The 19,734-nt window shown below is 71.9% G+C and carries 18 protein-coding genes; 12 read left to right on the top strand and 6 right to left on the bottom strand.

The genetic code is table 11. From position 1 onward, the window contains the following. Positions 1 to 56 precede the first annotated feature (56 nt). The 5 genes from EDF33_RS15540 to EDF33_RS15520 are packed head-to-tail and all read right to left on the bottom strand — an operon-like array spanning position 57 to position 5,502. Entirely contained in the window at positions 57 to 1,079 is a 1,023-nt protein-coding gene (locus EDF33_RS15540; RefSeq protein WP_123340474.1) for a Gfo/Idh/MocA family oxidoreductase, read from the bottom strand. A 44-nt stretch (positions 1,080 to 1,123) separates the two neighbouring features. Continuing rightward, positions 1,124 to 2,128 (bottom strand): Gfo/Idh/MocA family oxidoreductase, encoded by a 1,005-nt coding sequence (locus tag EDF33_RS15535; protein WP_123938216.1) that lies wholly within the window; start codon positions 2,126 to 2,128, stop codon positions 1,124 to 1,126. A 39-nt stretch (positions 2,129 to 2,167) separates the two neighbouring features. Next, positions 2,168 to 3,559 carry an ABC transporter substrate-binding protein gene (locus EDF33_RS15530; protein WP_165918837.1) on the bottom strand — a complete coding sequence of 464 codons (1,392 nt, stop codon included), beginning with the start codon at positions 3,557 to 3,559 and terminating at the stop codon, positions 2,168 to 2,170. Beyond that, on the bottom strand, positions 3,556 to 4,500 hold the full coding sequence (locus EDF33_RS15525; protein ID WP_111085649.1) for a carbohydrate ABC transporter permease: 945 nt from the start codon (positions 4,498 to 4,500) through the stop codon (positions 3,556 to 3,558). Before EDF33_RS15525 ends, EDF33_RS15530 begins: the two co-directional genes overlap by 4 nt. Before the next feature lie 3 nt (positions 4,501 to 4,503). After that, a complete protein-coding gene (locus EDF33_RS15520) occupies positions 4,504 to 5,502 on the bottom strand; it encodes a sugar ABC transporter permease (protein WP_111085648.1) in 999 nt (332 codons plus the stop codon). Between the two features lie 167 nt (positions 5,503 to 5,669). Between EDF33_RS15520 and EDF33_RS15515 the strand changes: the two genes are divergently transcribed. Then, on the top strand, positions 5,670 to 6,917 hold the full coding sequence (locus EDF33_RS15515) for an ROK family transcriptional regulator (protein WP_165918836.1): 1,248 nt from the start codon (positions 5,670 to 5,672) through the stop codon (positions 6,915 to 6,917). A gap of 93 nt (positions 6,918 to 7,010) precedes the next feature. Then, positions 7,011 to 7,820 (top strand): DUF1684 domain-containing protein, encoded by an 810-nt coding sequence (locus EDF33_RS15510; RefSeq protein ID WP_132100515.1) that lies wholly within the window; start codon positions 7,011 to 7,013, stop codon positions 7,818 to 7,820. Between the two features lie 201 nt (positions 7,821 to 8,021). On the opposite strand, the gene EDF33_RS15505 is transcribed toward EDF33_RS15510, so the two are convergent. Continuing rightward, positions 8,022 to 8,582 carry a histidine phosphatase family protein gene (locus EDF33_RS15505; protein ID WP_132100514.1) on the bottom strand — a complete coding sequence of 187 codons (561 nt, stop codon included), beginning with the start codon at positions 8,580 to 8,582 and terminating at the stop codon, positions 8,022 to 8,024. Between the two features lie 138 nt (positions 8,583 to 8,720). On the opposite strand from EDF33_RS15505, the gene EDF33_RS15500 reads away from it, so the two are divergent. From EDF33_RS15500 to EDF33_RS15455, 10 genes are all read left to right on the top strand, one after another. Continuing rightward, entirely contained in the window at positions 8,721 to 10,367 is a 1,647-nt protein-coding gene (locus tag EDF33_RS15500; protein WP_132100513.1) for a TIGR04028 family ABC transporter substrate-binding protein, read from the top strand. A 16-nt stretch (positions 10,368 to 10,383) separates the two neighbouring features. Next, positions 10,384 to 11,319: an ABC transporter permease gene (locus EDF33_RS15495; RefSeq protein ID WP_132100512.1), complete on the top strand. Its 936-nt coding sequence runs from the start codon at positions 10,384 to 10,386 to the stop codon at positions 11,317 to 11,319. Continuing rightward, entirely contained in the window at positions 11,316 to 12,158 is an 843-nt protein-coding gene (locus EDF33_RS15490; protein WP_132100511.1) for an ABC transporter permease, read from the top strand. The genes EDF33_RS15495 and EDF33_RS15490 overlap by 4 nt, the downstream gene beginning before the upstream one ends. Beyond that, the gene (locus EDF33_RS15485) at positions 12,155 to 13,867 is read left to right on the top strand and encodes an ABC transporter ATP-binding protein (RefSeq protein ID WP_132100510.1); all 1,713 of its coding nucleotides are present in this window, start codon (positions 12,155 to 12,157) and stop codon (positions 13,865 to 13,867) included. The genes EDF33_RS15490 and EDF33_RS15485 overlap by 4 nt, the downstream gene beginning before the upstream one ends. Next, complete coding sequence (locus EDF33_RS15480; protein WP_132100509.1) at positions 13,864 to 14,946, top strand: putative FMN-dependent luciferase-like monooxygenase; 1,083 nt, start codon at positions 13,864 to 13,866, stop codon at positions 14,944 to 14,946. Before EDF33_RS15485 ends, EDF33_RS15480 begins: the two co-directional genes overlap by 4 nt. After that, a complete protein-coding gene (locus EDF33_RS15475) occupies positions 14,943 to 15,566 on the top strand; it encodes a CMD domain protein (protein WP_132100508.1) in 624 nt (207 codons plus the stop codon). The genes EDF33_RS15480 and EDF33_RS15475 overlap by 4 nt, the downstream gene beginning before the upstream one ends. Continuing rightward, positions 15,563 to 16,183, top strand: a complete 621-nt coding sequence (locus tag EDF33_RS15470; protein ID WP_132100507.1) for an alkylhydroperoxidase domain protein — start codon at positions 15,563 to 15,565, stop codon at positions 16,181 to 16,183. Before EDF33_RS15475 ends, EDF33_RS15470 begins: the two co-directional genes overlap by 4 nt. Next, positions 16,180 to 16,818 (top strand): VOC family protein, encoded by a 639-nt coding sequence (locus tag EDF33_RS15465; protein ID WP_132100506.1) that lies wholly within the window; start codon positions 16,180 to 16,182, stop codon positions 16,816 to 16,818. The genes EDF33_RS15470 and EDF33_RS15465 overlap by 4 nt, the downstream gene beginning before the upstream one ends. A 39-nt stretch (positions 16,819 to 16,857) precedes the next feature. Then, positions 16,858 to 18,342 carry a reverse transcriptase family protein gene (locus tag EDF33_RS15460; RefSeq protein WP_132100505.1) on the top strand — a complete coding sequence of 495 codons (1,485 nt, stop codon included), beginning with the start codon at positions 16,858 to 16,860 and terminating at the stop codon, positions 18,340 to 18,342. Between the two features lie 95 nt (positions 18,343 to 18,437). After that, complete coding sequence (locus EDF33_RS15455; protein ID WP_132100504.1) at positions 18,438 to 19,658, top strand: acyl-CoA dehydrogenase family protein; 1,221 nt, start codon at positions 18,438 to 18,440, stop codon at positions 19,656 to 19,658. Positions 19,659 to 19,734: the final 76 nt, after the last annotated feature.

The raw sequence follows: 19,734 nt of genomic DNA, 5'->3' as shown, positions 1-19,734 counted from the left end.
ACCACGCGTCGAACGACTCGTGGTTCGTCGCAAAACGGGTGCGCGATCCGCGCGGATCAGGCGCTGACGGTCTCGTCCGCCGTCAGCACCGGGGCGATGGTCCCCGTCCGGGCACCCTCGTACGCCGCCAGGATCATGCCGAGCACCGCGATGCCCTCGCGCTCCGTGTGGATCGGCCGCGTACCGTCGCGCAGGCACGCCCCGAACGCGCCGATCTCGGCCGCGAAGGTGTCGACCTCGTCGAAGGTGACCGACTCGCTCGTGCCGTCCCGCAGGTCCCACCGCAGCGTGGTGCCGTCGCTCGTCAGGGCGCCGTGTTCGCCGACGACGCTGAACCGCTCGGTGCCGGCGGCCGGGTCGTACGCCCAGCTCGTCACGAGCTGGCCCACGGCGCCGTTGTCGAACCGGAACAGGGCCTGTGCCGAGTCCTCGCCCTCCATGAACGCCAACCGGTGCGTGGACAGCATCGCGGTGGCCTGCACGGGGACGCCACCGGCCAGGTGCATGAGCAGGTAGCTCGGGTGGTACCCCGTGTCGATGAGCTCACCGCCGCCGCTCGTCGACGCGTGGGCACGCCACCCCATGTTCGACGGGTCGAACTCGTTGCGGAACGAGTCGGTGGTGCGGACCTCGTAGACGGTGCCGAGTGCCCCGCCGTCGATGAGTTCCTTGGCCTTGGCGACCGCGGGCATGAACAGCTGGTTGTGCGCGCACATCAGGGTGATGCCGGACTCGGACACCGCGCGCTGCACGTCGGCGGCCTCGTCGGGGCTCAGGCACAGCGGCTTCTCGCACAGCACGTGCTTGCCCGCCTTCGCCGCGGCGACGATCGCGTCGCGGTGCAGGTGGTGCGGCAGACAGATGTCGACGGCGTCGATGTCCGCCTGCTCGAGCATGGCGAGGTAGTCGGTGAAGAACGGGACGCCGAGCTCCGCCCCGCGTTCCTCGGCCGTGGCCGCGAACGCGTCGGCGACCGCGGCGATGCGGATCGTGTCGGGGTGCTCGGCGTACCCGGCGATGTGCGCGGACGCGATGCCGCCCCCGCCGATGAGGCCGACGCGGATGATGTCGCTGGACATGGTGACTCCTGTGGTTGGTTCGAGGTGCTGGACTGCTGGGACGGTCAGGCGGGTGCGCCGACGAGGGCGTCGCTGGTCGCGGGCTGACCCGCGGCCTCGTTCGCGGCGACCACCAGGCGGGTGAGCTCGACGGCGCGGGCGAGGTTGTCGTCGGCACGCGTGTCGGCGGCGATGTGGTCCACCCACTGACCGAAGGCGTCCTGGGCGTCGGCGGGGACGTCGAGGGTGACCGGCTCGTCGCCGTAGGCCGGTCCGCCGGCGGTGAGCCGGGCCTCCTGGTCGGAGTACGCGAGCCAGCCCCGGGTGCCGGCCACGTCGATCGTGAACGGCGTGCCCGCGACGAAGCCGGCCTCGATGACGCCGATCGCCTGCGAGGCGTAGCCGACGGTGACCACGGCGTGGTCCTCGACCGCGCGGCCGGTGTAGGAGCGGTAGACGGCCTCGACGGTGTCGGGGCGGGCGCCGAGGAACAGCTGCGTCAGGTAGACGGGGTGGCAGCCGAGGTCGGTGAGGGCGCCGCCGATCGCCGTCGCCGGGTCGAAGAAGCGCTCCGGCAGCCACGGTGCGACGGCACCGTCGTGCGAGAGCCGGACGCGGGAGTACGTGACGTCGCCGAGGCGGCCCGCGTCGAGCTCGCGCCGGATCGCGGCCGTGTAGCCGTGGTAGAGCCGCGGGAGCGAGACCACGAGCGTGACCCCGGCGGCATCGCAGGCGGCGATGACCGCGTCGCACTCCTCGACGGTGGGGGCGAGGAGCTTCTCGGTGAAGACGTGCTTGCCGGCCGCTGCCGCGCGCTCGATCACGTCGCGGTGGACGTCGGTCGAGGTCGTGATGGTGACGGCGTCGACGTCGGTGCGGGCGAGCAACGCATCGAGGTCGTCGGTGTACTCGACACCGAACCGTTCGGCGCCGGCTCGGCCGCGCTCGGTGTCGTCGTCCCAGACGGCCACGAGCTCGGTGCCGGGGTGGTCGACGGTCTGCTGCGCGTAGTCGCCGGCGTGGACGTGCCAGAAGCCGAGGACGGCGACGCGCAAGGGGGTGGAGGGCATGTGTGTTCCTTTCGTGGTGGGTGACCAGAGCGTTCCTGCTCAGATCCGGACCTTGTCGTAGTCCTTCGGCAACTTGAACGGCGAGTAGGTCTGCATCATCGGGTCGACGCGGTTCTGCGCCCGCTCGACGGCTTCCTGCGGACTCGCGGTGCCGAGCAGGACGCTCGACCGCGCGTCGGCGAGGGAGTCCCACCACGCGCCGCCGACGGGCAGCGGCGGGCGGCAGGTGGACGCGCCGATCGACTCGGTGAAGAAGCGGATCGACTTCGCGGAGCCCTTCGGGTCCTTCAGCGCCGCGATGTTCGACGGCACGCTGGTGGCCGGCACCATGTAGGTCTCCTGGCCCTGCTTGCTCGTGAAGTACTTCATGAGCTCCCACACGGCCTTGTTCTTCTTCGAGCCCTTCGGCACGCACAGCGCGAAGCCACCGGACCACGTGTACTTGTCGCCGCCGTCCTGCTGGGTCGGCAGGTACGCGGTGCCCCAGTCGAGGTCCTTCGGGCCGTAGTTGTCGAAGGTCTGGATGGTGGAGGGGACGCTGACCATGAACGCCATCCGGTCCGCCATGAACGCGGTCTGTCCCGGCGGGTGCCCGGTCGGCTCGTAGGTCGCGATGAAGGTGTCGGCGTCCTTGTAGCCGTACCGCTTCGCCCAGTCCTCGTAGAACTCGAAGATGCTGCGGACGCTCTTCGAGTCCATCGTCATCTTCGAGTCCTGCTGGTCGAAGTACGACGCACCGAGGCCGAGCCCCCACGTGAACGGCCAGCCTTCGCCGTACCAGGGGAGCAGTCCCATGTGGGTGTAGTTGCCACCGGACTTCTTCGTGATGCGTTCGCTGACGTCCCACATCCGGTCCATGCTCACCGGGCCGTTGTGCTCCCAGTCGAACTCGTCCGGGTCGATCCCGGCACCGGTGAGCATCTTCCGGTTCACGAACATGCCGCGGGCGTCGGTGTCGTGGGGGAGGCCGTAGGTCTTGCCCTGGTAGCTGACCTCGCCGATCGTGAACCCGAGCCACTGCGCCAGGAACTCGTCCTTCGGCTGGTCCTCGAACTCCTCGATCATGTCGTCGATCGGTTCGATGAGTCCGATCGCCGCGTACTGCGCCGCACTGAACCGGTCGAGGAGCCACAGGTCGGGGGCGGTGCCGCCGCGCACGGCCGTGATGATGCTCGTGGCGTCGCCGGTGCCCTGCGACGGGACGACGTTCACCTTGACGTCGACCTCGGGGTGGATCTTGTTGAAGTCCTTGATCACCTTCGTCTGGAACGGCACGAACGTGCCGGTGACACCCCAGATCGTGACCTGGTTCGGGTTGCTCCGGCCGCTCGAGCCGGAGGCGCACGATGCGGCGAGGAGCGCGAGCGCCCCCGCACCGCCGGTCGCGGCCGCACCGCGCAGGAACGATCGTCGGTCGAATGCGCTGCTCACTTGAAGCTCCCGATCTGGACGCCCTTGATGAACGTCCGCTGGAACACGAAGAACAGGACCACGAGCGGCAGGATGATGAGCACCGATGCCGCCATCAGCTGGTTGAACTGGAAGTCCTGCGAGTTGTTGAGGCGGAAGATCTGCAGCCCGATGGACAGCGTCTGCACGTTCTCGTCCTGCAGGTAGATGAGCGGCCCGAGGAAGTCGTTCCAGGCACCCACCGCCGCGAAGATCCCGACCGTGACGAGCGCCGCCTTGGCCTGCGGGAAGACGATCCGCCAGAGGATGCCCCACTCGGAGGCGCCGTCCATCCGCGCTGCGTTGAGCAGGTCCTTCGGGATCTGCAGCAGGAACTGCCGGAGCAGGAACACGTAGAACGCGGACCCGAACAGACTCGGCACGATCAGGGGCAGGAAGGTGTTGATCCAGCCGAGTCGGGCGTACAGGTCGAACATCGGGATGAGCGTGACGGGGAACGGGATGAACAGCGTGGCGAGCACGACGTAGAACACCTTGTCGCGGCCGCGCCACTCGAGGCACGAGAACCCGTACGCGATCACGAGGTTCGACACCATCGAGAAGAGCGTCACGCAGACCGTGATGATGAGCGTGTTCCGGAAGAACGTGAAGAACGGCATCGCGTCGATCGCCTTGCCGAAGTTCGACCAGTCGAGCCACTGCGGGAACCAGGTGGGCGGGAAGGCACCGAGTTCGGAGTTGCCCTTCAGTGCCGAGATGACCATCCAGTAGATGGGGATGAGGAACAGCAGGCTCATCGCGATGAGGAGCACGCGGGCGAGGACGGACGACCACGGTGAGCGGATCGAGCCGTCGGCGTTCCGGGAGCGGTCGTCGGCCCCCTTGCGACCGCGGGGCCGGACGGACTCGATCGACGAGGTGACGGTGTCGCGGTCCGGGTGTCGTTCAGTGCGCAGTGTCATCGGTCACTCCCCGGTCACGTCGTAGTTGACGAAGCGCTTGGACAGCCAGTACACGAGCCCGGACAGGATCATGCCGGCCAGGAACAGCAGCACGGCCATGGCGCTGGCGAACCCGAGCTGCGCGTAGCTGAACGCGTTCTTGTAGAGGTAGAGCATGTAGAACAAGGTCCCGTTGTCCGGGCTGCCGAGTCCTCCGGTGCCGGACGAGATCACGTACGCCTCGGTGAAGACCTGCAGGCCGTTGCTGATGCCGGTGATCAGGTTGAACAGGATCACGGGGGAGAGCAGCGGCAGCGTCAGCGCGAAGAACTGCCGGAGCGGTCCGGCCCCGTCCACGCGAGCGGCTTCGTACAGGGTCTTCGGGATCCCGCGCAGCCCGGCGAGGAAGATCAGTGCCGCGTTGCCGGCACCCATCTGCGCGAGTGCGACGATGACGAGCTTCGCCGTGGTCGGGTCGCCGAGCAGGTTCGTCGCCGGGATGCCGACGAGCTTCATGACCTGGTTGACGAGGCCGGTCTGCGGGTTGACGAGCACCACGAAGATGAACGCCAGCGCGAAGGTCGGGATGAGCGACGGGATGTAGAGGGCCGTCCGGTACCAGCCGATCTCGCGGACGTCCTGGTTCATCGCGATGGCGATCACGATGGCGATGACGATCCCGACGGGCACCGCGATGACGGCGTAGAACAGGGTGTTGCCGACCGCGGTATGCACGAGCGGGTCGATGAACGCGGCGACGTAGTTGGCGAACCCGACCCAGGTGATGTCGGCCATGCCCGAGTACCGGGTCAGGCTGATCGCGAACGAGTAGATCAGGGGGTAGGCGATGAACACCAGCACGCCGAGGATCCACGGCGAGATGAACGCGATGCCGACGCGCAGCCGGCGCTTCTCGGCCGGGGTCCACGGATGCTTCTCGCGTGGTCGTCGACGGACCGCGACGTCACCGCCCGTGCGCGTCCGTGGTGGTGCAGTGGTTCCGGATCGTGCGGTCGTCGTCACGAGCGTCCCTTCCGACCCCGTGCCACGCCGGTGTGGCACGGGCGAATCCGTCGTCGGACGGGCGAACCGATCGCACCGTCGCGGTTTCAATCCAATTGATTGACAAATTCGTATGACCAGAGATGCTAGGGACCATGTCCGAGCCGCGTCAACCCTTTCCTGACACCGTGGTGCAGGGCAGAACGGGCGGCACGAACCTCGTGCGCGTCGGGGTCCAGAACCGTGCGCTGGTGCTCGATCTCGTCCGTCGCCGGGGACCGTTCGCCCGCGCCGAGCTGATGCGTGCGACCGGGCTCAGCGCGCAGACGGTGTCGAACATCGCGGCCGGACTCGTGGCAGCGGGACTCGTGCGCGAAGCACCGGGCGGCGGGCGACGACTCGAGGTCGTCGCTGGGTCGCGGTCGGCGATCGGGGTCCACCTCGACCCGGCGCACCTCGTCGTCGTGCGCACCGACCTGACCGGCGCCGTGCTGGCCGTCGAGCACGTCGACCTGGACGCGACGGACGACCCGGCGCGGACGCTCGACACGATGGCGGCGGCGGTGCACCGGGTCCGCGGCGACGGCAGTCGGGCCCGCTCGCGCACGGGCGTGCCCGCCCCTGCCGGCATCGGCCTCGCCGTCCCCGGCTCGATCGACCCCGACGGCGTCCGGATGGGCACCCCCGCGCAGTTGCCCGCCTGGTGGTCGCTGCCGGTCACCGACGAGCTCGCCGCCCGGACGGGTCTGCCCGTGCGGCTCGAGAAGGACGGCGTCGCGAGCGCCCTCGGCGAGGTCTGGTCCGCTGCCGGTGCCGACGACCTGGTCTCCGTGTTCCTCGGCCACGGCATCAGCGCCGCGACGGTCGCCGCGGGCGAGGTGGTCCGCGGCGCGACCGGCAACGCCGGCGAGTTCGGTGGCATGCCCGTCGAGGCGCACGGCCGCTGGACCGAGGTCTGGGAAGCCTGCCAGCCCCTGCAGCAGGTCCGGCGCGGGATCGACGCCGGGCTGCTCCCCAGGGGCATCCCGCTCGACCGCGCCAGCGACGTCCGGCACGCGTTCGAGCGGCTCTGCGCGACGCCGTCCGCGGCGCCGCTGGTCGCCGAGGCCGGCGCCGCCCTCGGATCCGCGCTCGCCCACGTCGTCGAGCTGCTCGACGTGCCACGCGTCGTGATCGGTGGCAGCGCGGCCCTCGCCGGCGGCGACGTCTTCATCGCTGCCGTCCGCGAGCGGCTCGCGGTCCGGCTGCCGAACGGGCCGTTCCCGACGGTCGCGGCGACCGCCTTCGGCGAGGCCTCGGTGGCCCGTGGCGCCGCCTGCGCGGTGCTGCAGGCCGACCTCGCCGTGCCTGCCCCCGTCGGCCGCGGCGCCGGCGTCGGTACGGGGCGTCGACCGGGAGGCCCGGTGCACGTCCGCAGCATCGCCCACCCCTGGTGAGCGGGACCGTCCAGGGCCTCGGGTCGGCCGTGCGCGTGACGTCGCGCGACGGGGACGTCGCGTTCGCGGCCCGGGCGTCGTAGCGTCGGGGGCATGAGCACGACGACGCCGACCGCACCCGAATCCGCCACCGAGTGGGCGGCCTGGCACGACGCCCACGAACGAGCCCGGGCGAGCGAGCACGGCTTCCTCGCCATCACGAGCATCCGGTGGCTGACGAGCACGCCCGAGCGGTTCGACGACGCCCCGGGCACCTGGTCGACGGGCGAGGACGGCCCCGTCGTCGAGCTCGCGGACGGCGAGACCATCACGGTCGACGGGCAGCCGGTCACCGGCACCCACCGCTTCGGACCACTGCCCGAGCGCTCGAGCACGAACGTCGTGTGGCAGGACGGCGACGAGACCGTCGTGATCGAGGTCGCCCGTCGTGGCGGCAGTGACGTCATCCGGCCCCGGCACCCGGGCAACCCGACCCGGACCGAGTACCCCGGCACCCCGACGTACGAGCCGTCGGACCGGTTCGTCGTCGACGCGCACTTCGAACCGTTCGACGAACCGCGCGAGGTCACCGTCGGCTCGGTCGTCGACGGGCTGCAGCACGTGTACTCGGCCCCGGGCGTCCTCACCTTCGACCTCGACGGGCCGCGGTCGCTCCTCGCGTTCAACGGGCACGGCGACGGTCTGCACGTCCTGTTCACCGACCGCACCAGCGGCGTCACGACCTACGCCGCGAACCGGAGCCTGGACATCGCCGCCCCGGATGCCGCCGGCGCGACCCGGATCGACTTCAACCGCGCGACGAACCTGCCGTGCGCGTACACCGCGCACGCCACGTGCCCGCTGCCGCCGGCCGAGAACCGGCTCGACGTCGCGGTCGAGGCGGGGGAGCGGCTGCCCGCCTGAGCGCGCCGCCGCGGTGCGACGCGGTAGGACGTCCTCGATGTCGTTCGCTGCGCGTGCATCGTCCGACACTCCACGAGGTGATCGACTCGTGGAACGTCGGAACATGCACGCCCACTCGATGCGTGCGCAAGAGACGACGATCCACCCGATGATCAACGAGTGGAACGTCGGAACATGCACGCGCACCGGCCCGCGTGCGCGTCAGGCGAGGGGCACGCGCTGCCAGGTGCTCGTCGCCCGCCACGCCCGCGCATCGAACGCGAACACGCTGCCCATGCCGGGTTGGTCGAGCGCGCGTGACACCGGCGCTCCCGTCAGGTCGGCGAGGAGCAGCGCCCCGACCGCACCGTGCGACACGATGGTGGCGTCGCCCGCCGCAGTGAGCCGCCGGACCGCTCCGACGATGCGGGCCTGGGCGTCGACGGCCCGCTCCCATCCGCGGACCGATCGGGTCGGCTCCGCGAAGAACCGGTCGACGACACCCTCGAACTCGGCCGGCGGCAGGTAGCCCGTCGCGCTGCGGTCGATCTCGCCGAGCACGGGTTCCTGCGCGGGCACGAGCCCGACCGCGGCCCCGAGCAGCTCGGCGGTCTCGACGGCCTTGCGCTCCGTGCTCGACACGAGTGTCCGGACGCCCGGATCCCAGGCCAGCGGACCCGACCGCGCTGCGCGTGCGCGTCCCGCGGCGGAGAGCCCCCACGACTCGATCGGGTCGGCGGGTTCCACGACGACCTCGGCGTGGCTCAGGAAGTACGAGACCATCCGGCGATCCTGGCACGGACCCACAGCGGCGCCGAGCAGCCGTGTTACGGACCGTGAAGCTCCGTCGCTTCCTGGGAGCGTTCCTGTGATGAGGTGAAGCATTCCCCCGACCGCTCCACAGCCCGGAAGCGAACCCCGATGACCCGAACCCGTCGCGCACTCCTCGCGGCCCTGTCCGTCGCAGCCGTCTCCGCACTCGTCGCCGGCTGCTCGAACGGCAGCACCGCGTCGAGCAGCAGCACGCCGCAGGACGGTGGCACGCTGACGTACCTCGAGCCGCAGACCTGGAACACGCTGTACCCGCCGTCGGCCGGCTTCTACCCGAACGGCGGCATCGTGAACAACATCACGGACCGCCTGCTGTACCAGGACCCGAAGACGCTCGAGCTCGAACCGTGGATCGCCACGGCGCTGCCGAAGGTGAACGCTGACGCCACCGAGTACACCTTCACCCTCCGTGACGGCGTCACCTACTCGGATGGCACCCCGCTCGACGCCGAGAACGTCGTGAAGAACTTCGACCTGTACGGCAAGGGCGACACCGATCGCGCGCTCACCGTCTCCGAGGCCATCAACAACTACGACCACGGCGAGGCCGCCGACGACCACACGGTGAAGTTCTTCTTCTCGGCGCCCGCTCCGGGCTTCGCGCAGGCGACCTCGACGATCAACTCCGGGCTCGTCTCGAACGAGACGCTCGACCGCACGGGTGAGGAGTTCGGCCCGGGCAACGCCGAGGACGTCATCGGCTCCGGACCCTTCGTCGTGGCGAAGGAGAAGGTCGGCACCGAGATCGACCTCGCCGTCCGCAAGGACTACGACTGGGCGCCGGAGTCGGCGGACCACGACGGTCGCGCCCACCTGGACGGGATCGACATCGTGCTCGCCGGCGAGGACAGCGTGCGCGTCGGGACGGTCACCAGCGGCCAGGCGGACGTCGCCCGGCAGATCCCGGCCCCGGACGGGAAGCAGTTCGACGCGAGCGGCCTGTCGATCGTCGCCGCCCCGACGAACGGCGTGAACAACGGTCTGAGCTTCCGCTTCCGGACGCCGGAGCTCTCCGACGTCGCGGTGCGCAAGGCGATCATCGCCGGCATCGACCGCAAGGACATCCTGTCGAAGCTCTTCACCGACAACTACACGCTCGCGACCGGTGCGCTCGCGAAGACCGCCGCCGGCTACGTGGACACGTCGGAGTACTACGAGTACGACCCTGCGAAGGCGAAGGACCTGCTCGACGACGCGGGGTGGAAGGAGAACGGTGACGGTGTCCGCGAGAAGGACGGTGTCACGCTCAGCCTGACCTTCAACGAGGCGCTCCCGCAGCCCCGCTCGAAGGAGGTCGTGACGCTCATCCAGGAGCAGCTCAAGGAGATCGGCGTGCAGGTCGAACTGTTCTCCGGCGACCAGGCTGCGCAGACCGAGGCAGCCCTCGACCCGGACACGATCCAGGTGTACCACTCGATGGTCGGCCGAGCGGACTTCGACGTCCTGAAGTCCCAGTACTTCTCGAAGAACCGCAACACCCTGCTCAACCTCGACACCGCGGACGAGAGCATCGGCGACGAGCAGCTCGACGACGACCTGAACGCGATCGCGTCCGAACCGACGACCGCGGAGCGCGCGGCCGCGTCGAAGAAGGCCCAGGAGCGGCTCGCCGAACAGGCGTACATCCTGCCGATCTTCGAGGAGCCGCAGGTGTTCGGTCTCCGTGACACCGTGCGGGGCTTCGCCACCGAGTCCGTCGGCCGTCCGTCGTTCTACGACGTCTCCAAGTCGAACTGACGAGGACGCCGACCCGATGACCTTCCTCTCCAGGCGTGCCGGGCAGGCGCTCGTCGTGCTCGTCGTGGCGTTCGTCGCCGCGTACGTGCTCCTCGCGCTCCTGCCCGGAGACGCCGTGCTCGCCCGGTACGGCAGCCCCGAACTCGGGCTGTCGCCGGACCAGCTCGCCGACATCCGGGCGTCCTACGGCGCGGACGACGCGTTCCCGGTGCGGCTCTGGCGGTCGGCCCTCGGGTTCCTCACCGGTGACTGGGGCTACTCCGTGCAGAGCGGCGCGGCGGTGTCCACCCTGATCGCGACCGCACTGCCGGCCACCCTCGTGCTCGCAGCCCTCGGCTTCGCGCTGGCGCTGCTGCTGGCCGGCACCATCGCCTTCACGGCGACGTACGGCCGCGGCCGGTGGCTGCGCCGGGTGTTCCGCTCGCTGCCGCCGTTCTTCGTGTCGCTGCCCGTGTTCTGGATCGGCATCATCCTGATCCAGGTGTTCTCGTTCCGGCTCGGCCTGGTGCCGGTGCTGAACGCGAACCCGGTGCAGTCGCTCATCCTGCCGGTGATCACGATCGCCATCCCGATCGCCGCCCCGCTGGCCCAGGTGCTCATGCGGAGCATCGACGAGGTGTCGGAGCAGCCCTTCGTGGCCGTCGTCCGGGCGCGCGGCGCGAGCACCTCGTGGCTGCTCTGGAAGGACGTCAGCCGGAACGCGCTCCTGCCGACGCTGACGATGGGCGGCCTGCTGTTCGGCGAGCTCGTCGGCGGCGCGGTCGTCACCGAGGCCGTCTTCGCCCGCGAGGGCATCGGCCAGCTGACCGCACAGGCCGTCGCGAACCGGGACACCCCCGTCCTGCTCGCGGTCGTCGTGCTGTCCACCGTCGTCTTCGTCGTGATCAACCTGGTCGTCGACCTGCTCTACCCCGTGCTCGACGCACGCCTACGCACGGGAGGCGCCCGATGACCGCGGCCACCATCGCCACCGGGACGCTCGGGCGCTCCCGCGTCGCCGTCCGACTCGTCCCCGGACTCGTGCTGCCCGGACTCGTCATCGCCGTCGCCCTCGTCGCGGCGGTGTTCCCGCAGCTCTTCGCACACGGTGACCCGACGACCTCGGTCGGCACCTCGCTGCAGGCGCCGAGCGGTGCGCACTGGTTCGGCACCGACTCCACCGGACGCGACCTGTACACGCGGGTCGTGTACGGCGCATCGCAGTCGGTGGTCGGTGCGCTGGTCGCCGTGCTCGTCGGACTGGTCGTCGGCACCGCCATCGGCGTCGCGGCGGGTTCGGCCGGCGGGGTCCTCGACGACGTGCTCATGCGCGTGGTCGACGTCCTGCTCGCGATCCCCGCCCTGCTGCTGTCGCTCAGCGTCGTCATCCTGCTCGGGTTCGGCACCACGAACGCGGCGATCGCGGTCGGCGTCACCTCGATCGCGGTGTTCGCTCGACTGTCGCGGTCCGAGGTCGTCCGTGTCCGGGTGAGCGAGTACGTCGAGGCGGCGTACGGCTCCGGTGGGCGCGGTGTCGTCGTGCTGCTCCGCCACGTGCTGCCGAACTCGCTGACCCCGGTGATCGCCCTCGCCGCCCTGCAGTTCGGGTCGGCGATCCTGCAGATCTCCACGCTCGGGTTCCTCGGCTACGGCGCACCGCCGCCCACGCCGGAGTGGGGGCTCCTCATCGCCGAGGGCCGCAACTACGTCGCCACCGCCTGGTGGCTCACCGTCCTGCCGGGGGTGGTCGTGGTCCTGGTGGTCCTCGCCACCAACCGGCTCAGCCAGGCCATCCGAGGAGGCGTCCGATGACCGCCCTGCTCACCGTCCAGGACCTGCGCGTCGCCTACCGCACGGCCCGCGGCGACGTCACCGCCGTCGACGGGGTGGACCTCGAGGTCGCCCCCGGCGAGGTCACCGCCCTGGTCGGCGAGTCCGGCAGCGGCAAGTCGTCGGTCGCCCAGTCGGTGATCGGGCTGCTCGCGAGCAACGGTCGCGTCGCCGGCGGGTCGATCCGCCTCGGCGACCGCGAACTCACCGGCCTGTCCGAGCGCGAGTTCCGGAGCGTCCGCGGTCGCGCGATCGGGCTCGTGCCGCAGGACCCGGGCAACTCGCTCAACCCCGTTGCGACGATCGGCGCGAACATCGCCGAAGTCCTGCGGATCCACGGGTGGAAGGACCGGGTGAAGACCCGGGCGCGTGTGCTCGAACTGCTCGAGCGCGTCGACATCGACGACCCGGAGACCCGGATCCGCCAGTACCCGCACGAGCTCTCCGGCGGCATGCGGCAGCGGGTCCTCATCGCGGCGGCGATCGCCCTCGAGCCCGCACTGGTGATCGCCGACGAGCCGACCAGCGCGCTCGACGTGACCGTCCAGCAGCGGGTCCTCGACCTGCTCGACCGCCTGCGCAGCGAGACCGGGACGGGCGTGCTGTTCATCACGCACGACCTGGCCGTCGCCGCCGAGCGGGCGGACCGCGTGGTCGTGATGCGGAACGGCACCGTGCAGGAGTCCGGCCCCGCCGACCGGGTGTTCTCGGCACCGCAGTCCGACTACACCCGCACGCTGCTGACGGACGCTCCGTCGCTGACGCAGGTGGTGGTCCGGGACCGGCCACGCGCGGACGCGACGGACACGGGCGGGCGATCCGGGCCTCCCGTCCGCAGTGACCTGCTGGTCGTCCGCGACCTGCGACAGGAGTTCCCCCGGCGCGGCGCCACGCCGCTCGTCGCCGTGGACGATGTGTCGTTCCGCGTCGCCGTCGGCACGACGCACGCCATCGTGGGGGAGTCCGGCTCCGGCAAGACCACGACCGGCCGGGTGGTCGCCGGGTTCGCCCGGCCGACCGCCGGCACGGTCACGGTGGGCGACACCGAGGTGACCGCGCTGCGGTCGCGGCGTGCGCTCCGCGACCTGCGGCGCACGACGCAGCTGGTGTACCAGAACCCCTACGGCTCGCTCGATCCCCGGCAGAGCGTGCGGCGGATCGTGCGCGAGCCGCTCGACAACTTCCGGATCGGGGACGCGGCCGAGCGGAGCGACCGCGTCGCGGAGCAGTTGCGGCACGTCGGTCTCGCGCCGGAGATCGCGGACCGGCTGCCCCGGGAGCTCTCCGGCGGACAGCGGCAGCGCGTCGCGATCGCCCGCGCCCTGGTGCTCGAACCGCGGCTCGTGGTGCTCGACGAAGCCGTCTCGGCGCTCGACGTCACGGTGCAGGCGCAGATCCTCCGACTCCTCGCGCGGCTGCAGGAGGAGCTCGGCCTGACCTACGTGTTCATCTCGCACGACCTGGCCGTGGTGCGGCAGATCGCGGACACCGTGTCGGTGCTGCGCCGCGGGGTGCAGGTCGAGCACGGCACCGCCGAGCAGGTGTTCGACCAGCCGGAGCACGAGTACACACGCCAGCTGCTGGCGGCGATCCCCGGGCGCGCAGGCAGGGCGTCGGCCCAACCGGCCCAGCCGGCCACCCCGGCCCAGTCGGCCCCGCAAGAACCGCAGGAACAGGAGGCACACGCATGACGGACCACGAGCAGCCCGCTCCCGCACGCACCGGGTTCTTCACGAGGATCCTCGAGGACGCCCCCGCCGCCGACCGCTACCGCTTCGCGCTCGAGCAGATCGAGACCGCCGAGCGCTTCGGTCACGCCAGCGCCTGGGTGGCCCAGCACCACTTCCACGAGCACGAGGGCGGGCTGCCCTCGCCGTTCGTCCTGCTCGCCGCGGCCGCCAGCCGCACGACCACCATCGCGCTGGCGACCGGCGTGGTGACGCTGCCGATCGACGACCCGCTCCGCGCCGCCGAGGACGCCAGCGTGCTCGACGCGATCAGCGGCGGTCGCGTGCAGCTCGGTGTCGCCGCGGGCGGCACACCGTCCTCGTTCCCGCCGTTCGGGCGCGATGCGGCGGACCGCCGGACGGTCTTCGCGGACCACCTCGACGTCTTCACGGACGCCCTCGCCGGACGGGGGATCCGCGGTACCGGGGCGACCCTGTACCCGCCGGCCGACGGACTCGTCGACCGGCTGTGGGAGGGCACCTTCTCGGTCGGCGGCGGCACCCGTGCGGGCGCAGCGAGCCACGGCCTGATGCTCTCGCGCAGCCAGCCCCGCCCGGACCGTGCCCCCGACCTGCTCCTGCACGACCTGCAGCTGCCGATCGTCGACGCGTACCGCGCGGCCCTGCCCGAGGGTGCGCCGTACCGGGTGCTGGCGTCCCGGTCCGCGGTGGTCGTCGACGAGTCCGACCGCACGCGCGTGCTCGAGGAGGCCGAGCCGCACCTCCGTCGGTTCGCGGCCACGATCGTCGGGCCCGACCGCGCGGCCGAGCTCGACCTCGACGGCCTCGTCCGGGTGACGGACACGCACGTCGGCACCGTCGACGAGGTCGTCGCCTCGCTCGCGCGGGACGAGACCCTGACCGTCGCCACCGACGTCACGTTCCAGGTGCACTCCGTCGAACCGCGGCACGAGACGACCCTGCGGTCGATCGAACTGCTCGCGACCGAGGTCGCCCCGCGCCTCGGCCTGGCCACCGGCCTGGACGCCGCCGCGGCGCTCCGCGACGCCCACCGCACCCGCACCCCCGAGAGGACAGCATGACCCAGCCCACGGCCGACGTCATCGACCTGCTGGCGGGCATCGCGCCCGGCAGCCACCTGGACACGATCCGCGCGCGACGCCCCGAGGCCCGCGTGAACGCGCAGCGCAGCTTCGCCGCCCTGCTCGAACCCGCCACGCCGGGCGCGTTCCCGCTCGTCGACCGGTACGTGGTCGCCGCGTTCGTCGCGGGACTGCACGGGTTCGACCGCGCCACCGCGTTCTACGCCGACCTGCTCGCAGACGAGGCCGACGCAGCCGTCCTGGAGGCCCTGCACCGGTCCGTCGCGCAGGCTGCGACCGCGGGGCCGGCCGGCTCCTACCGCGAACCCGGCTTGGCAGCGGAGAGCACCGTCGCCGCCGTGTGGACGCCGGAGGCGTCGGAGGCCGACGTGTTCGGTGCGCGCCTGACGGCGGCGCTCGTGCACGCGCAGCTGCTCGTCCTGCGGCCGCGTGAGGCGTCGCCGGACGCCGTGCGCGCGCTCGTCGACGCCGGGTGGGACGCGGACGGGATCGTCACGCTGTCGCAGCTCGTCGCGTTCCTGTCGTTCCAGCTCCGCTCCGCATGGGCGTTGTCCGTGCTGCAGAGCGCTCCCGTCCCCGTCGAAGGAGTCCTCCGATGAGCATCGTCCACGAGTACCCGGACCTGCACCGCCCGGACGCGTTCACCCAGCAGGGCCTCGGCTGGGTGCCGTGGGTGTCGCCCCTCGAGCGTGATGCGCTGACGGAGGAGCACGTGGCGGCCCTGGTCGAACCCGCGCGTGCCGCCAACCCGTACTTCCGGCTGCTGGCACGCGACCCGGCGGCGCTCGAAGCACGCACGCGCACCGACCTCGACATCTTCCACAACGTCGACGCCGGCGCCGGGCGCGCCGAGCGGGAACTCGCCGCCGCCGTCACCTCGCGCCGCAACGGCTGTGTGTTCTGCGCCTCGGTGCACGCGGCCGCCGCGACCCGCGAGTCCGGTCGCGAGGACGACGTCCAGCGGCTGCTCGACGACGGCGTGGACGCCGACCTCGGCGACGAGCGGTGGAACGCCGTCGCCGCAGCGTCCTCGGCCCTGGCGGACACCCCGCTCGGCTTCGGCGCGTCCGACGTCGAGGGGCTCCGCGCTGCCGGGTTCGACGACGCCGCGATCGTCGACGTCGTGAACGGCGCCGCGTTCTTCAACTGGGCGAACCGGCTCATGCTGTCCCTCGGTGAACCCGAGGTCCCGGCGCGCCGACGGGCCACCTCGTGAGCGCCGCCGGCCTGCTCGACCACGTCGTCATCGCCGGCCCGGTGCTGGCCGACGTCGTCGCCTGGTTCGCGGACCGCACCGGGGTCACCGCTGCCCCCGGTGGCGTGCACCCGACGGGCACCGCGAACGCCCTCGTGGCCCTGACCGTGGACGGGCAGCGGGCGCCGCACTACGTCGAGCTCATCGGCCCGGACCCGTCCCGCGACGTCGTCCCCACGACCTTCGGGATCGACGGGCTGACCGAGCCGACGGTCGTCACGTACGCCGTGCACCCCGACGACGTCGCCGCGACGGTGGCCGCTGCGCACGCCGCCGGGCACGACGCGGGCGAGGTCGCCGACCTGTCGCGCCGCACGCCGGACGGCACGCTGCTCGAGTGGCGGCTGGCGCGGAGCGACCGGTTCGACGTGCCGTTCCTGATCGACTGGGGGAGCACGCAGCAGCCCGGCCTCGGCGAGCTGCCCACCGTCGAGTTCGTCGCACTCGACGTCGTCCGTGCCGACCCGGCGGCCACCGCTGCGGCGACCGCGGCCCTCGGCCTGCCCGAGGGGTCCCTCGCGCCGATCGTCGCTGGGGAGTCCGACGCGCTCCGACTGACCGTCCGCACCGAGGACGGCACACTCGTCACCCTCTGACCGGTGCCGGGTGTCACCGCGTCGCCGTAGGGTGAGCGCGTGGAGTTCCCGGGGGAGGCGGCCGGCGCGCGTGACGCGTCGACCTCTCCGGGGTCACCCCGGGGCACGCAGGACCAGCAGGACGACACGCCCCGAGCAGGCGAGCGCGCTCCGCGCGCGACGCTGCACGGAGGCACCGACAGGTCCTCCGGGAACCCCACGCCCCTCTCCGTCGTCACCGCGGCGCTGGCCGATGCGTTCCTGACGGCCGAGCGGTGGGCGGCGGACGAGCTGGCGGCCGCCGGGTACGTGGTCGTCGGCGTCGAGCGCGCGTACGTCGGGCTCGCGGTCGCCGCTGCGCTCGAGGCGTACCCCCGGCCACCGGTGGACGCTCCGCGCCAGCTCGCCGCCGTGCTCGCCGTCGCACCCCGGCTCGTGGCGCTGCACCGGTCGCGCGAGGACCGCCGGCCGGTCCGTGTGCTCGTGCGCCGGGCCACCGCGGTGCGTGCCCGTCCGGAGACCGCGAGCCCGTTGCTCGTCGACACCCTGCCCGAGCTCGCCCGGGCCCTCGACCTCACCGTCGGCCGGTTGCTCTGGCTCGCCGACACCCGCGCGTGGAACCGTCGCTCCGGGCCCTCGAGCCCGCTCCACCACTACCGGCACGAGTGGATCACCAGACCCGGTCGCGCACCGCGCCTGCTCGAGAAGCCGATGGACATGCTCCGCCGCACGCAACGGACGATCCTCGACGAACTCCTGACGATGTTGCCCGTGCACGACGCCGCGCACGGGTTCGTGGCCGGGCGGAGCGTCGTCACGGGAGCGGCCGTGCACACCGGCCAGCAGGTCGTGGTCACCGCCGACCTCACGACGTTCTTCGCGAGCGTCAGCGCCCCGACGGTCTACGGCGTCTTCCGGGCCGCTGGGTTCGCTGAACCGCTCGCGCACGTGCTGACCGGGCTGTGCACCCACCGGGTTCCGGTGCACGTGCTCAGCGCGATGCCCGCCGGTGGCTCGCCGGAGGAGCGCCACGCGCTCCGCCAGGCGCTGGCGACGGCGCACCTGCCCCAGGGGGCACCGACGTCGCCCGCGCTGGCGAACACCTCGCTCCGGCACCTCGACGCCCGGCTGGTCGGGTGGGCCGGCGCCGTCGACGCGGTGTACACCCGCTACGCCGACGACCTGACGTTCAGCGGGGGAGACCAGCTGGCCGCGCGACCGGACGCGTTCCTGCGGGGCGTCGACCGGATCGTGACCGAGCAAGGGCACCGCCTCAACCCGTCGAAGACCCGGGTGCGGCGCCGCGGGGTCCGGCAGTCGGTCACGGGCGTCGTCGTCAACGAGCGGACCTCACCAGGGCGCCGCGAGGTCGACCGGCTGCACGCCGTCCTGCACAACGCCGCGGTGCACGGGCCGGCCTCGCAGAACCGTGCGGGACACCCGGAGTTCCGGGCGCACCTGCTCGGGCGCATCGGGTGGGTCGAGCAGGTCAACCCGGGCCGGGCCCGACGGCTCCGCGACGAGTTCGCGCGCATCGTGTGGTGAGGCCGTCCGCGCACCGTGTGACGTCCGGTTGCGCTCGGTTGCCCCGCGTTGCGGCGCCCTGCCGCTCGCCGCGCGCACCTGGGTAGCGTGCCGGCATGTGTCCGAGTGAGCTCCCGGCCGACGACCACTACGACGCGCTCATCGCGCCGCTCCGGCCCGTCATCGAGCGGATCGGTCTCGATGCCCGCCAACGGGAACGCGAGGAGCGTCTCGCCACGGAACAGCTCGGTTGGCTCGTCGACGCCGGCTTCGCACGGTGGCGGACGCCGGTCGCGTGGGGAGGCGTCGGTGCCCGGCTGTCCGACGTGTTCCGGGCGATCGCCGAGATCGCCGAGGTCGACCCGAACCTGGCGCACGTGTGGCGGAACCACTTCTCGTTCGTCGAGGACCGCGTGCACGCCGAGGGCGCCGCGTTCGACCGTGCGATCGTCACGCGGCTCGGCGACGGCGAGTTCGTCGGCGGCGGGTGGAGCGAGTCGCCGAACACGACCGGGGTCGACCTCACCACGCGGATCGTCCATGACCCGGACGGGTCCTGGCGGTTGACCGGTCGGAAGTTCTACTCGACGGGCAGCGTGTACGCCCGGTGGATCACGGTGCTGGCGGTCGACGACACCGGCGCGAAGTCCGTCGCGCTCGTCGACGCTTCCGACCCCGGTGTGCTGATCGGCGACGACTGGGACGGCTTCGGCCAGCGGATCACCGGCAGCGGGAGCGTGACCTACACCGACGTGCCGGTGCCCGACGAGCGGGTGCTGCCGTACGCGACCCGGTACCCGTACCAGGAGCAGTACTACCAAACGGTGATGCACGCGATCCTGGTCGGCATCGGCCGCGCTGCCCTGCGCGAGGGCGTCGAGGCGCTGCGGTCCCGGGCGCGCGGACACCACAACGGCACCGCGGCGGATCCGACCCACGATCCGGAGCTGCTGGGCGTGATCGGCACCGTCGACGCCCGGGTGCACGCCGCCGACGCCGCGTTCGCCGCGAGCCTCGGCCCGGTGGACGCGGCCGTCGACCGGCACACCGCCCTGCGTGCAGCCGGTGCGGACCCGTCGACGGACCCGGCGCTGCGTGCGGCGCTCGAGCGCAGCTGGGTCGCGGTGGCGCGCGCCCAGACCATCGTCACGGACGCCGTGCTCGACGCGACGACGCTCGTGTTCGACGCGCTCGGGTCCTCGGGGACGTTCCGCTCGCTCGGTCTCGACCGGCACTGGCGGAACGCCCGCACCCTGGCGTCGCACAACCCGCGCGTGCACAAGCGCCGCATCGTCGCCGACCTGCTCGTCAACGGTGCGAGTCCGCTGGACCGCTGACGGCAGGCCGCTGAGCGCTCCGCCGTAACGGACCGTCACGGGGCGCAACCCGCCGACACCTGCGTGCAGCGTGCCG

This window comes from Curtobacterium sp. PhB146 (assembly GCF_004342995.1).
In the GTDB taxonomy this organism is placed as follows: domain Bacteria; phylum Actinomycetota; class Actinomycetes; order Actinomycetales; family Microbacteriaceae; genus Curtobacterium.
The sequence above is the reverse complement of the archived record's forward strand: the minus strand, read 5'-3'. Positions and strand labels throughout refer to the sequence as shown.